General features: G+C 69.3%; 11 protein-coding genes and 1 tRNA gene. 9 read left to right on the top strand and 3 right to left on the bottom strand.

Translation table 11 applies throughout. The features are described 5' to 3' along the window. Positions 1-183: 183 nt before the first annotated feature. From tolB to QMX80_RS14835, 8 genes are all read left to right on the top strand, one after another. Positions 184-1503, top strand: coding sequence for a Tol-Pal system beta propeller repeat protein TolB (gene tolB, locus QMX80_RS14870; protein WP_055767991.1), 1320 nt, complete (start codon positions 184-186; stop codon positions 1501-1503). A 62-nt stretch (positions 1504-1565) separates the two neighbouring features. Further along, entirely contained in the window at positions 1566-2084 is a 519-nt protein-coding gene (gene pal, locus QMX80_RS14865; RefSeq protein ID WP_282277833.1) for a peptidoglycan-associated lipoprotein Pal, read from the top strand. A gap of 3 nt (positions 2085-2087) precedes the next feature. Beyond that, complete coding sequence (ybgF, locus tag QMX80_RS14860) at positions 2088-2888, top strand: tol-pal system protein YbgF (protein ID WP_055767997.1); 801 nt, start codon at positions 2088-2090, stop codon at positions 2886-2888. A gap of 98 nt (positions 2889-2986) precedes the next feature. After that, the gene (gene queE, locus QMX80_RS14855; RefSeq protein WP_282277832.1) at positions 2987-3691 is read left to right on the top strand and encodes a 7-carboxy-7-deazaguanine synthase QueE; all 705 of its coding nucleotides are present in this window, start codon (positions 2987-2989) and stop codon (positions 3689-3691) included. A 75-nt stretch (positions 3692-3766) separates the two neighbouring features. Then, a complete protein-coding gene (gene queC / locus QMX80_RS14850) occupies positions 3767-4432 on the top strand; it encodes a 7-cyano-7-deazaguanine synthase QueC (protein ID WP_282277831.1) in 666 nt (221 codons plus the stop codon). A 164-nt stretch (positions 4433-4596) separates the two neighbouring features. Next, a tRNA-Lys gene (locus QMX80_RS14845) sits at positions 4597-4672 on the top strand. Between the two features lie 142 nt (positions 4673-4814). After that, positions 4815-5366 (top strand): ECF-type sigma factor, encoded by a 552-nt coding sequence (locus QMX80_RS14840; RefSeq protein WP_055768006.1) that lies wholly within the window; start codon positions 4815-4817, stop codon positions 5364-5366. 53 nt (positions 5367-5419) lie between these two features. Then, positions 5420-8134: a serine/threonine-protein kinase gene (locus QMX80_RS14835; RefSeq protein ID WP_282277830.1), complete on the top strand. Its 2715-nt coding sequence runs from the start codon at positions 5420-5422 to the stop codon at positions 8132-8134. 7 nt (positions 8135-8141) lie between these two features. Here QMX80_RS14835 and recQ read toward each other — a convergent pair whose 3' ends face one another. The 3 genes from recQ to QMX80_RS14820 form a co-directional block, all read right to left on the bottom strand. Beyond that, positions 8142-9947: a DNA helicase RecQ gene (gene recQ / locus QMX80_RS14830; protein ID WP_282277829.1), complete on the bottom strand. Its 1806-nt coding sequence runs from the start codon at positions 9945-9947 to the stop codon at positions 8142-8144. 113 nt (positions 9948-10060) lie between these two features. Then, positions 10061-12073, bottom strand: a complete 2013-nt coding sequence (locus tag QMX80_RS14825) for a diguanylate cyclase (protein WP_282277828.1) — start codon at positions 12071-12073, stop codon at positions 10061-10063. 368 nt (positions 12074-12441) lie between these two features. Continuing rightward, positions 12442-12990 (bottom strand): Dps family protein, encoded by a 549-nt coding sequence (locus tag QMX80_RS14820; RefSeq protein ID WP_055768018.1) that lies wholly within the window; start codon positions 12988-12990, stop codon positions 12442-12444. 87 nt (positions 12991-13077) lie between these two features. Between QMX80_RS14820 and QMX80_RS14815 the strand changes: the two genes are divergently transcribed. Then, positions 13078-13967, top strand: an 890-nt coding sequence (locus QMX80_RS14815) for a DEAD/DEAH box helicase (RefSeq protein WP_282277826.1), incomplete at its 3' end; no start/stop codon positions are given.

Raw genomic sequence — 13967 nt, 5'->3', positions numbered from 1 at the left:
ACGGCTGATTCGCGGCGGCTTCACGCCGCCATCGGCACCTTTGATGGCGCATCCCGCCCGGGCTGCCGGCACCGTATACGGTGCCGGGGCTGGATTTCACGGAATTTTCGTTCACGATTGCGAAAATGTTCATCCGCCTGCTGCTATCCCTTGTCCCCTGTTCATCCGATCGTTGAGCACTCCATGAAGAAACCGCTTCGCTGGCTGGCCGCCCTGACCGCACTGCTGTTGCCCATCGTGGCGATGGCGCAGCAGAAGGGGCTGGAAATCGACATCATCGGCGGCAACGCCTCGGCCCTGCCGATCACCGTGGTGCCCATGCCCTACCAGGGCAGTGCCGGTGCGCCGGCCACGGACGTCGCGGCGGTGGTGCGTTCGGACCTGGACCGTTCCGGCCAGTTCCGCGCGTTGCCGGAGGCGCAGATCGTCGAACGCCCGACCCGCGGCAGCGAAGTGCAGTACCCGACCTGGCGCGCGCTCAAGCAGGACTACCTGGTCGTCGGCCGCGTGCTCGACGCCGGCGCCGGCGCCTACCGCGTCGAATACGAGCTGTTCGACGTGGCCAAGGGCGAGCGCATGCTCGGCCTGGCGATGACCGCACGCTCCAATGCGATGCGCGACGTCGCCCACCAGATGGCCGACGCCATCTACGAGAAGATCACCGGCGTGCGCGGCGCGTTCTGGACCCGCATCGCCTACATCACCGCCAGCGGCCGCGGCGACGCCATGCGCTACGCGCTGATGGTGGCCGATTCGGACGGCTACAACCCGCAGACCATCGTGCGCTCGGCCGAGCCGCTGCTGTCGCCGTCATGGAGTCCGGACGGCAACCGCCTGGCCTATGTCAGTTTCGAGCGCGGCAATTCGGCCATCTACATCCAGAACATCTCCACCGGCGCGCGCGAACTGATCGCCAGCTTCCGCGGCATCAACAGCGCCCCGGCGTTCTCCCCGGACGGCCGCCGGCTGGCGTTGACCCTCTCGCGCAGCGGCAACCCCGAGATCTACGTGATGGACCTGGGCAGCAAGCAGCTGACCCAGCTGACCAACCACTTCGCCATCGATACCGAGCCGACCTGGAGCGCGGACGGCAACACCATCTACTTCACCTCCGACCGTGGCGGCCGCCCGCAGATCTACCAGGTGCCTTCGTCCGGCGGCAGCGCCAGCCGCGTGACCTTCCAGGGCAACTACAACGCCAAGGTGTCCGTGTCCTATGACGGCAAGAAACTGGCCATGGCGCAGGGCAGCGGCAACAGCTACAAGATCGCGTTGATGGACAGCAGCCTGGGCTCGCCGCGCTGGAGCACGCTGTCGCCGGGTTCGCTGGACGAGTCGCCCAGCTTCGCCCCCAATGCGGGCATGATCCTGTATGCCGCCCGCGAGGGCGGACGTGGTGTGCTGTATGCGGTATCGGCCGACGCGCGGGTCCGCCAGCGCCTGGTCCTGGCGGACGGCGATGTGCGCGAGCCCGCATGGGGTCCCTACCGTACCGCGCGTTGATTAAATGTTAATATCCCACCCGCATTAATCCCAATCATTGGCTCAGGAGCCTCAGGTACCCCATGAACAAGTCCACTCGCGTTCTGCTTGTTTCGCTGCTGTCGGTTGCCGCGCTGGCGGGCTGCTCGAAGAAGGTCAAGGAGCAGCCGGTTGCACCGGTCGACAACGGCCCCGCCACCACCCAGCCGAGTGGCCCGTCGACCTCCGGCCTGTACGGCCCGGGCGACCTGGACACCGACGCCTGCCTGCGCCAGCGCGTTGTCTACTTCGACTTCGACAAGGAAGAAGTGAAGTCCGAGTTCCAGGCCATCATGGCCTGCCACGCCAAGTACCTGCGTGACCGTCCGTCCTCGCGCATCACCCTGCAGGGCCACACCGACGAGCGCGGCAGCCGCGCCTACAACCAGGCCCTGGGCGAGCGTCGTGGCAATGCCGTGAACTCGGCCCTGCAGGCCAACGGTGGCTCGGCTTCGCAGTTGACCGTCGTGTCCTACGGCGAAGAGCGTCCGGTCTGCACCGAGTCGAACGAGTCCTGCTGGTCGCAGAACCGTCGCGTCGAAATCGTCTACACCGCGCAGTAATCGATGCGTACCGGCATCAAGACGATGATGCTCGTGGTTGCGGCAGCCCTGGTGGCTGCCGCACCCGCCCATGCCCAGCGGCAGAGCCTGGCCGATCGCGTCGGCGCACTGGAACAGCAGGTCCAGAACAGCCAGGCCAACACCGACATGCTCAACCAGCTGCAGCAGCTGCGCAGCCAGATGCAGGCGCTGCAGGGCACGATCGAGCAGCTCCAGCATGAGAACGAACAGCTCAAGCAGCGCAACCGGGACCAGTACCTGGACCTGGACGGGCGGCTGAACCGCATCGAAGGCGGCGTGGAGCAGACGGGTACGCCCGCCCTGCCGGCGCCACCCGCCACCGCCAAGCCGGCGGCAGCGGCCGAGAAGACCCCGACCGTGCGCGGCGATGCCGGCGCGGTCGCCGCGGCGGGCGACGAGCGGAGCGCCTACAACGTGGCCTTCGACGCGCTCAAGGCCGGCAGATACGACGAGTCGGCGCGTCTTTTCCAGGGTTTCCTGGAGCAGTATCCCAACGGCGTCTATACCCCCAACGCGCTGTACTGGCTGGGCGAGAGCTATTACGCCACCCGCAATTTCCAGCTGGCCGAGGCGCAGTTCCGCGACCTGGTTGCGCGCTATCCGACCCACGACAAGGCCGCCGGCGGCCTGCTGAAGCTGGGCCTGTCCCAGTTCGGCCAGGGCGATGCGGCCAAGGCCGAGCAGACGCTCGAGCAGGTCGCCACGCGGTTCCCGGGCAGCGATGCCGCGCGTACCGCGCAGGACCGCCTGCAGTCGATCCGGCTCGGCCAGCAGATCCGCTGAGTCCGGCGGATGCGCATCCGCGCAGCCGGGCCTTGCCCGGCTGCGTTCGTTTACGGCGTGAGTGAAACCGCCGCCCGTTCCATCCAGAAGTGCCCGACATGACCGCCGTCGTTTCCCCTTCCAGCGCCGCCGCCACGCCCAGCGAGATCGTGCAGTCGCCGTTGCCGCGGCTGAAGATCACCGAGATCTTCCTTTCCCTGCAGGGCGAGGCGGATACCGCCGGTTGGCCGACGGTGTTCGTGCGCCTGACCGGCTGCCCGCTGCGCTGCGTTTACTGCGACACCGAGTACGCCTTCCATGGCGGGCAGTGGCGCGATATCGACGACATCGTCGCCGAGGTGCTGGGCCATGGCGTGCGCCATGTCTGCGTGACCGGTGGCGAGCCATTGGCGCAGAAGCGCTGCTTGGTGCTGCTGCGCGCGCTGTGCGACGCGGGGCTGGATGTCTCGCTGGAGACCTCCGGCGCGCTGGACGTCGGCGGCGTCGATCCGCGCGTGTCGCGCGTGGTCGACCTGAAGACCCCCGGCTCGGGCGAGATGGCGCGCAACCGGCTGGAGAACCTGCCGCTGCTGAACGCGCGCGACCAGCTCAAGTTCGTGCTCTGCGACCGTGCCGATTACGAATGGGCGCGGGACATGGTCGCCGCGCAGCGCCTGCATGAACGCTGCATGGTGCTGTTCTCGCCGTGCAAGGACCGGCTGGATGCGCGCGAACTGGCCGACTGGATCGTCGCCGACCGCCTGCCGGTGCGCTTCCAGATGCAGCTGCACAAGATCCTCTGGAACGACGAGCCGGGCAGGTAGCCGGGCCGTCGTTTCGACTTTGTACCGGCGCGGGACAGCGTGCTGGCGTTCCCTCCCCAACCGGAATATCACTCCATGAAGAAGGCAGTCGTGCTTCTTTCCGGCGGCATGGATTCGGCCGCCGTCGTCGCCATGGCCCAGGAACAGGGCTACACCGTGCATGCGTTGAGCGTGCGCTACGGCCAGCGCCATACCTCCGAACTCGACGCGGCCGCGCGCGTGGCGCTGGCGCTGGGCGTGGCCGAGCACAAGGTCGTGGACGTGGACCTGCGCAGCATCGGTGGTTCGGCATTGACCGCCGACATCGACGTGCCCGACGCCGGCGGCGAGGGCATCCCCGCCACCTACGTGCCGGCGCGCAACACCATCATGCTCTCGCTCGCGCTGGGCTGGGCCGAAGTGCTGGGCGCCAACGACATCTTCTGCGGCGTCAACGCGGTCGATTACTCCGGCTACCCGGATTGCCGCCCTGAGTTCGTCGCCGCCTTCCAGGCGCTGGCCAACCTGGCGACCAAGGCCGGCGTGGAAGGCGCGGGCATCCGCGTCCATGCGCCGCTGCAGTACCTGAGCAAGGCGCAGATCGCCAGCGAAGGCGTGCGGCTAGGGGTGGATTTCGGATTGACCGTGTCCTGCTACCGCGCCGACGAGCAGGGACGCGCCTGCGGCCACTGCGATGCCTGCCGCCTGCGCGCGGACGGCTTCGCCGCCGCCGGCCTGCCCGATCCGACCAGCTACGCCTGAGCTTCGCCGCTCATGCGGCGGACGCTTGGGAAGCCGGCTGCCGCGCGCCCGGGCGCATGCCGTTCCTTCCCGAACCCGGACTGCACGGCGGGTCGGTTCCGAATTCCGGTTTCGGACATCTTGCGCTAGAATGCGCACCCCGGCGCCATGCCGGGTCTTTGTTTGGGCCGTTAGCTCAGTCGGTAGAGCAGAAGACTTTTAATCTTTTGGTCGAAGGTTCGAATCCTTCACGGCCCACCATGATCGAGAAGAGGTCCCGCATGTCCGGGGCCTTTCTTTTTTTGTGCACTGCACGCGGTTTCTGTGAACTGTTGCAGGTTGGCAGTGGACGGAGCCGGTCCTACCATGGGGACGGTTCGGTTTCCGGCAGGATGGGGGACACTTGGGTACCCAGATCACGCAACTCCTGCATCGCTGGCAGGGAGGCGACGCGCAGGCGCGGGAACAGTTGTTCGAAGCCTTGTATTCGGACCTGATGCTGGTCGCCCGCAACCGGCTGTTCAACGATACTGGCGGCACCCTGCAGCCGGCGGCGCTGGTCAACGAATCGCTGCTGCGCCTGCTGGGCTCGGAAGTGGATTACAAGGATCGCGCCCATTTCATCGCGGTGGCGGCGCTGAAGATGCGTTCGGTACTGGTCGACCACCTGCGCGCCCGCGCAGCGGACAAGCGCGGTGGAAACCTGGTGCAGTTGACCCTGTCCCACGCCAGCGACGTTCCCGACGACGATGGCAGCGCCTATGACGTGATGGCGCTGCACCAGGCCCTGAACCAGCTGGCCGAACTGGAGCCGCGGGCGGCGAGCATGGTCGAGCTGACCTATTTCGGCGGCATGAGCCGCGACGAGATCGCCATGGTGATGGGGGTGTCGGCCCCCACCGTGGACCGCGACCTGCGTTTCGCCAGGGCCTGGCTCAACCGACAGCTGGCCTGATGGCGAACGCGGAAGACGGGGAAGGCGCGGCGCGCTGGCGCCGGGTCCGGGACATGTTCGATGCCGTCTGCGACCTGCCGCGCGCGCAGTGGCGGCAGGAGGTGCGGGAACGTTGCGCCGATCCCGCGCTGGCCGAGGAAGTACTGCAGTTGCTGCATGCGCAGACCCAGGGCCTGAGCCGGATCAGCAGCCGGCTGGATACGGTGCTGGCGCGCGCGCTCACGCCGGAGCTGGCGGTGGGCCAGCGGCTGGGGCCGTGGCGCCTGACCGCGCGCATCGCCCACGGCGGCATGGGCACCGTATTCAAGGCCGAACGCGACGATGGCGTCTACCGGCGCACGGTGGCGATCAAGCTGCTGCATGGCCTGCCGGGCGCGGGCGAGGTGGAGCGGCTGCAGGCCGAGCGGCAGGTGCTGGCAGGCCTGAATCTGCCCGACGTGGCCCAGCTCTACGACGGCGGCACGACGCCGGACGGGTATCCGTACCTGGTGATGGAATACGTCGACGGCCTGCCGCTGGACCACCATTGCACGAGCCACGCGCTGGGCCTGGCGCAGCGGCTGCGCCTGTTCCTGGACATCTGCGCGATCGTGCGTTCGGCGCACGAGCGCCTGGTGCTGCACTGCGACCTCAAGCCGGGCAACGTGCTGGTACGGGCCGATGGCAGGCCGGTGCTGCTGGACTTCGGCCTGGCGCGCCTGCTCAACGACGCGCGCGACCGCGAGGAAGCGGGCTACTGCACGCCGGCCTATGCCAGCCCGGAACTGGTGAACGGCGAGCCGGTGGGCGTGGCCAGCGATGTCTACAGCCTGGGCGTGCTGCTGGTGGAGCTGCTGTCCACGCGCGCCTGCGCGCGCACGCTGCAGGACAGCGATGCGCCGGTGATCCTGCCCTCGGCCAACGCGCCGGAAGGTCTGCGCTGGCGCAAGGCGCTGCGTGGCGATCTCGACGCCATCGCCGCCAGGGCGTGCGCCCGCGACGTCGCCGGCCGCTACCGGTCGGTGGAGACGCTGATGGCCGACGTGACGCGCTACCTCGACCGCCAGCCGGTGGCGGCGCGCCAGGCCGGCCGCCTGTACCGGCTGGCGCGCGGCATGCAGCGCAACTGGCGCGCGCTGGCGGCCGGAGCGGCTGCGCTCTCGCTGGCCGTGCTGTTCGTGACCGGGCTGGTGCAGGCGCGGCGCCAGGCCGAGGAAGAGGCCGCCATCGCCCACCAGGTCGGCGATTTCATGGTGGGCGTGTTCGAGACCGCCGATCCCTTCCTGCGCACCGAGCGGGGACAGGAGGAGCTCTCCTCGCGGCAACTGCTGGACAAGGCGGCGCTGCGCGTTTCCCAGGACCTGGCCGACGCGCCGGCGCAGCTGGCCAGGATGCGCGCGGTGCTGGGAACCGCCTACCGCAACTCCGGGGTTTCGCGGCAGGCCGAAATGCTGCTGCAGCAGGCCTATGACGGTTTCATGGATGCGCGGGTGAACCGCCCGGCGGACGCGGCGGCGGTGCTGGCCGAGCTGTCGGTGCAGAAGACGCAGGGCGGCAACGGCGTACTGGGCCAAGAGCTGGCCGAGCGCGGATTGGCGCTGCTGCCGTCTGGCGGCGCCACGGCGACCCGGGCCAGGCTGCACGGCGCGCGCGGGCTGGCGCTGGTGAACCAGCAGCATTTCGACCAAGGCGAAGCCGCCTTCGATACCGCGATGGGCCTGTACGGGAAACTGCCGGGCAGCGGCGTCGCCCCCCAGAAACTGGCGTTGTCCTACAACAAGGGTTTGATGTACCTGCGCTGGGGGCGCCTGGCTTCGGCCGAGCGCGAGTTCCGCCACGTGCTTGCCGGGGTGCAGGGGCGCGGCAGCAGCATGGCGCTGGCCACGGAGATGCGCCTGGCGCAGATCCTGCGCGAGCAGGGGCGGTTCGCGCAGGCGTTGCCGCTGCTGCAGGCGGGCCTGCGCCACGCCGAGGAACTGTACGGACCGGAGAGCAGCTTCGTGCTGATGCAGCACGACGGACTGGCCGACCTGTACCGCGATTCGGGCGACTACGCCGCCGCCGAACGCCAGTACCAGCAGCGCCAGCGCCTGAGCGGGATCATCGACGGCATCGGGTCGGTGGAGTACTCGATGGGGCTGTACAACTACGGCGAGCTGCAGGAACTGCGCGGCGACGTCGTCCAGGCCGAGCGGCTCTACCGGCAGGCCTGGACGATCCGCCGCGAGCGGTTGGGCGGACAGTCGCCCACCAGCCTGCGCGCCGAGTCCGGGCTGGGCGCGCTGCTGATGCGCCAGGGACACATGGACGAAGCGGGCTGGCTGCTGCTGCATGCCGACGAGGGCCTGGACGCGGCGCTGCCGCCGGACGCGCCGGGACGCATCGAGGCGCGGCTCAACCGCATCGACTGGCACATCCTGCAGGGCGACACGGCGCAGGCCCGGGCATTGCTGGAGCAGCTCGGCGCGCGGGTTCCGACGACCCTGCACCTGCACCTGCTGCGCACGCGGGCGGACCTGGCCGAACGGCGTGGCGAAGGGGCGGCGACGCTGGCGTTGCGCCGCACCGCGCTGGAGTACGCGCAGTCGCTGCATGGCGACGGCAAGGTCGAAACGGCGATCTGCCGCATCGAACTGGCCGAAACCCTGCTCCGCCTGGGCCACCGGCAACCGGCGCTGGAAGCGCTGCGGCAGGCCGCACCGACGCTCGATCGCCGGCAGGTCGAGGGCGCGCCCGCGCGGCGCAGGCTCGATGGCCTGCTGGTGCTGGCCCGCGGAAGGCCGGGCTGAGCGCGGCCTAGCCCTGCTCGCGCACGATTTCGACCAGCCGCTGCCCGTAGCGGCCCAGCTTGCTGCCGCCGATGCCGCCGACCCGTCCCAGCGCGTCGAGGCTGGTCGGGCGCTGCTCGGCGATGTTGCGCAGGGTGCTGTCGTGGAAGATGACGAAGGCCGGCACGTTCTGCTCGCGCGCCAGCTCGGCGCGCAGCCCGCGCAGCGCGTTGAACAGCGCCAGGTCTTCCGGCTGCACCGCCACGCCGGTGCGCGGGGTGCTGCTGCGGTCGCGCTCGCCGCGCGTGGCGGCCGGTTCGCGGCGCATCATCACCTGGCGGCGGCCCTTGAGCACGTCGCGGCTGGCATCGGTCAGGCGCAGGCCGCCATGCGCCTCCGGGTCCACTTCCAGCAGGCTGGCGGCGACCAGCTGCCGGAACACGCCGCGCCAGTTGCGCGAATCCAGGTCCTTGCCGATGCCGAAGGTGCTGAGCTTGTCGTGGCCCAGCTGGCGTATGCGCTCGCCATCGCTGCCGCGCAGGATGTCGATCAGGTGGCCGACGCCGAAGCGCTGGCTGCTGCGGTAGACGCAGCTCAGCGCCTTCTGCGCGGCGACAGTGGCGTCCCAGGCCGCCGGCGGGGTCAGGCAGTTGTCGCAATTGCCGCAGGGCTGCGGGTAGGTTTCGCCGAAGCCGGCCAGCAGCACCTGGCGGCGGCACTGCATGGATTCGCAGTAGCCGAGCAGGTGGTCGAGCTTGGCGCGCTCCAGGTGCTTGCGTTCGGCACCGGCCTCGCCCTGTTCGATCATCTGCTTGAGCAGCACCACGTCGCCCAGCCCGTAGCACAGCCACGCTTCGGCCGGCTCGCCGTCGCGGCCGGCACGTCCGGTTTCCTGGTAGTAGCCCTCCATCGACTTGGGCAGGTCGGTGTGCGCGACGAAGCGCACGTCCGGCTTGTCGATGCCCATGCCGAAGGCGATGGTGGCGCACATCACGATGCCGTCCTCGCGCAGGAAGCGGCGCTGGTTGGCCGCGCGCACCTCGGCGGGCAGGCCGGCGTGGTAGGGCAGGGCGTCCAGGCCTTCGCCGCGCAGCATGTCGGCGGTTTCCTCGACCTTGCGCCGCGACATGCAGTAGACGATGCCGGCTTCGCCGCGGTGGCCGCGCAGGAAGTCCAGCAGCTGGCGTCTGGCGTTGTCCTTCTGCACCACCGTGTAGCGGATGTTGGGGCGGTCGAAGGAGCTGATGAAGTGCTCGGCCTGCGCCAGGTCCAGGCGCTCGGCGATTTCGCGCTGGGTCGGCGGGTCGGCGGTGGCGGTCAGGGCGATGCGCGGGATCTGCGGCCAGCGCTCGTGCAGCACCGTCAGCTGCCGGTATTCGGGGCGGAAATCGTGGCCCCACTGCGACACGCAATGCGCCTCGTCGATCGCGAACAGGGCGATGTGGCTGCGTTCGAGCAGCGACAGGAAGCGGCCGGTCAACAGCCGCTCGGGCGCGACGTAGAGCAGGTCGAGCTGGCCGGCCAGCAGGTCGCGCTCGACGCGGCCCGCGGTCTCGGCATCCAGCGTCGAATTGAGGAATTCGGCGCGCACGCCAAGCTGGCGCAGGGCTTCCACCTGGTCCTGCATCAGCGCGATCAGGGGCGAAACCACGATGCCGCAGCCTTCGCGCAGCAGTGCCGGCACCTGGTAGCACAGCGACTTGCCGCCGCCGGTGGGCATCAGCACCAGCGCATCGTTGCCGGCGGTGACGTGTTCGACGATGGCCTGCTGGTTGCCGCGGAAGGCGTCATGGCCGAAGACGCGCTTCAGCAGTTCATGGGCGGGGGAAGACATGCCGCCTAGGATAACTGCCCGGTCAAGCCTGGCTGTCCGCCTGCGGCCTGCGGACGGGTCGGGAAACCCGGAGTCGGGTCCGCCTTTCCAGATGGGCCAGGGGGCAGCGGGCCTTATCCGGCGTTCCGGGAAGGACCGGGAACCACGGTCATTCCGATCTGCCCGGCCTGCTGCGCGGCGGCCAGGTCGCGCGCCAATGCCGCCGGATCCAGCGCTTCCTGCCGCGCGGCGATGCACAGCGCGCGGTTGCGGCCCGATGCCTTGGCCCGGTACAGCGCCAGGTCGGCCAGCTGGATCAGCGCATCGATGTCGGTGCTGCCGGCGAACGGCGCGCTGATCGCGCCGATGGAGGCGGTCAGGGTGATGTCCTTGTCCGCCAGGGCGATGGCGGGCGCGCCGATGGTGCGCAGCAGGCGGTCGGCCAGCGCGGGCAGGGCGGTGGCCTGGAGGCCGGGCAGCAGGAGCAGGAATTCCTCGCCGCCCCAGCGCACCACCGAATCCTGTTCGCGCAGCAGGGCGCGCAGGCGCTGGGCGACCTCCACCAATACCTTGTCGCCAGCCGGATGCCCGTGGTTGTCGTTGACCTGTTTGAAGAAGTCGATGTCCAGCAGCATCAGCCCCAGCGACGGCGGGGCGCCGGGCGCGCAGGCGTCGACGGCGCGGGCGTATCCGGCCAGCAGGGCATGGCCATGGCGGCGGTTGAATACCCGGGTCAGCGGATCGTGGATCGACTGTTCGGCCAGGTCGGCCACGTCCCGGGACAGGCGCAGGTTGGCGCGCCGGCTGCGGCGCAGCCATTGCACCAGCACCACCGCCAGCAGGACCAGCGCCAGCGAGAACGCCGCCCACAACTGCCGGCGGAGCGCCTGCGCGGCAAGTTCGGCTTCCTTCAGGCGGTTGGCGGCGGCGAGCCGTTCGATTTCCCGCTGGCGGCTTTCCGAAGCGTATTTCTCCTGCAGGTCCAGCACGGCTTTTTCGCGCGCCTGACGGGTGATTTCCTGTTGCAGGGTCTCGACGCGGCGCAGGGCGAGGAAGGCATTGCGGTAGTCCCCGGCATGCTCGTGGATGTTGACCAGTTCCTGCAGCATGCCGATATGGTCGGTCCTGGCGCCGATCCGTTCGGTCAGGGCGATGGCCTCGGTGGCGTCGGCGACGCCCGCCTCGATCTGCCCCAGCCCGGCCTTGGATGCGCCGCGATTGACCAGCGCATAGGCCAGGGTCAGCGGATCGTCGATGCGCCCGGCCAGTTCCACGGCCTGTTCGGAATAGTCCAGCGCCCTGCGGTAGTCGCGCTGGTTGAGCCAGTAATCGGCCAGGTTGGAGACGGCGGTGCTCTGGATGATGGCCAGCCCGTCGTCGCCGCGGGTGAGGGCGAGGACGTCGCCGAGCAGCTGCAGCTGGAGGTCGCGGCGGCCGCTGCGCAGGTGGGCGAAGCCCATGTTGAGCTTGGCCTCGGCCACCGCCTGGGTGAAGCCCAGCCGCGCGGCGCGGGCATGGGTGGCCTTGCTGATCTCGATGGTGCGCCGGTAATCGCCCAGGTAGACGTTGAGCACCGCCAGCAGGTTCTGCGCCATGAGCCGGTCCGCTTCGTGGCGGCCGGACAGCTCATCGGCAAGCAGCGCTTCCCGGATGCCCATGTCCAGCCGGCTCTGCAGCTGGTACTGGCGCGCGCGCAGGTAATGCAGCTGCTGCCGCTGCAGGGAGCTGAGCTCTTCCCGCCGGGAATCGATGCGGTCCAGCATGGCCTGCGCGCGGTCGGCATCGCGCTGGGTCAGCGCCCAGCGGGCCTGGATCAGATGCTGGTCGACCGCGCAGGCGCGGCACTGCTCGTCGCGGGCCATCTTCTCCAGCGCGGCGCTGGCCTGCTGCGCCAGGGCGGCCATCGCAGGACGGCGCTCCTGCGCTGCGTAGCGGCCGATGGCCGCCTGGTAGAGGTGGCGCTGCGCCAGCGGCGCGTCGTCGGCAGGGCTGTCCTCGACGGCCTGCAGGCGGGCGACGGCCGCCAACGGCGAGGAGTAGCCCCGTGCCAGCAGGCTGTCGATGACCGTGTCCAAGCGTTCCCCATGCGCCAGCGACGGGGAACAGAACAGTGCGGCCAGCAGGAGGAAGGACGAGCGCCGGTTCATCCGGGCAGTATCGGCCGGAATCGGCAAAGAGTTGAACCGGGGAGTGTCCAGTCCCGAGGGCAGGGAATGCCGCTGTCGCCCCGTGCCTTGCGCCACGCACCGCCTCGAAGTGGGCGTACGGACGGCGGAATCCGGCAGCCGGACGAACAGGCCCGGGGTTTCGCTCGCGGAGCCATGGAAATCCCGGAGCGGGCACCCCGCGGTTCACCTGACGATGAGGCGCGCCAGCGTCCCATGCCGTACGCAGGATGCGTCCGGAGCAGAGCCCCCTTGCGTCAAGGCGGCGCGCCGAAGGTGGGGGCATCCGGCAGGCAGATGAAGCAGGGTCCAGGGCTCCATTTCATGGAACCCTGGAAAACCCGCAGGGCTTACTGCAGCAGCGAGCGCAGCATCCAGGCGTATTTCTCATGGGTCTGCAGGCGCTGGGTCAACAGGTCCTCGCTGGGGGCGTCGCCGGCCTTTTCCGCCTGTTCCAGTACCCTGCGCGCGGTGCGGCACACCGCCTCGTTGCCCTGCACCAGCTGGCGCACCATTTCGCGCCAGTCGGCGCTGTCGGTCAGGCCCGGTTCCTCGGCGATCGAGGTCAACGCCACGAACTCGCGGTACGAGCCGGGAGCGTTGAAGCCCAGGGCGCGGATGCGTTCGGCGATCTCGTCCAGCGCCGTCCACTGCTCGGTGTACTGCGTTTCGAACATGGTGTGCAGCGAATTGAACATCGACCCGGTGACATTCCAGTGGAAGTTGTGGGTCTTCAGGTACAACGTGTAGGCGTCGGCGAGGAAGCGGGACAGGCCGTCGGCGACCTTCTTGCGATCGGCATCCTTGATCCCGATATCGATGCCCGGCGCCGACGGTGCGGAGGCTGCCAGCTTCTTCTTGCCGGCTTCGGGTTTGCTGCTGCTCTTGGCCTTGGCCATGACGCTTTCTCCTTGGCGGGTTGAATGGCTTCACAATAGTCCCATCGGGACCCTACCGGTATTTCAAGTTTTCTCGTTGAACGATTGATGAGCGCTATCGAAAAGGATACTGCCGCGCGCCTGCGCGACGCCCGCAAGAACATCGACGGGGCGATGAGCCGCGACCGCGGGCGCCTGCTCGGGCTGTGGTCGCGCTGGCAGGGCAGGCCGGCCGACGCCGCCGCCGAGGCGGCGTTCCGGCAACTGCTGGAACCATCGTGCGACCGGCGCCGGCAGCGCGCGGCGCGGCAGGTCGCCATCAGCATGGACGAGGCGTTGCCGATCACGCGTGAAGCCGGGCGCATCACCGCCCTGATCCGCGACCACCAGGTGGTGGTGATCGCCGGCGAGACCGGTTCGGGCAAGACCACGCAGCTGCCCAAGCTGTGCCTGGCCGCCGGGCGCGGCGAGGCCGGCATGATCGGCTGTACCCAGCCGCGGCGCATCGCCGCGCGCGCGGTGGCCACGCGCGTGGCCGAGGAACTGGGGACCGAACTGGGTTCGGTGGTCGGCTACCAGGTGCGCTTCACCGACAAGGTGGGCGAGGACAGCCGCATCAAGTTCATGACCGACGGCATCCTGCTGGCCGAGATCGCCTCGGACCGCTGGCTGTCGCGCTACGACACGCTGATCATCGACGAGGCGCACGAACGCAGCCTCAACATCGATTTCCTGCTCGGCTACCTCAAGCAGCTGCTGCGCAGGCGCCCGGACCTGAAACTGGTGGTGACCTCGGCCACCATCGACACCGAGCGCTTCTCCCGCCATTTCGACGATGCGCCGGTGGTCAGCGTCGAGGGCCGCACGTATCCGGTGGACGTGCGCTACCGTCCGCTCGACGACCTGCGGCCGGCGCCGGCCGCCGCAGCGAAGGGGCGCGGACGTGGCGCCGCCGCCGGGTCGGCTCCCCTGTCGGTCCACGCCGCCATCGTCGCCCC

The sequence above is a fragment of the Stenotrophomonas sp. PS02297 genome, from assembly GCF_029959705.1.
In the GTDB taxonomy this organism is placed as follows: Bacteria; Pseudomonadota; Gammaproteobacteria; order Xanthomonadales; family Xanthomonadaceae; genus Stenotrophomonas; species Stenotrophomonas nitritireducens.
Note: the sequence above shows the minus strand (reverse complement) of the source record. Positions and strands in the feature narration are given on the sequence as shown.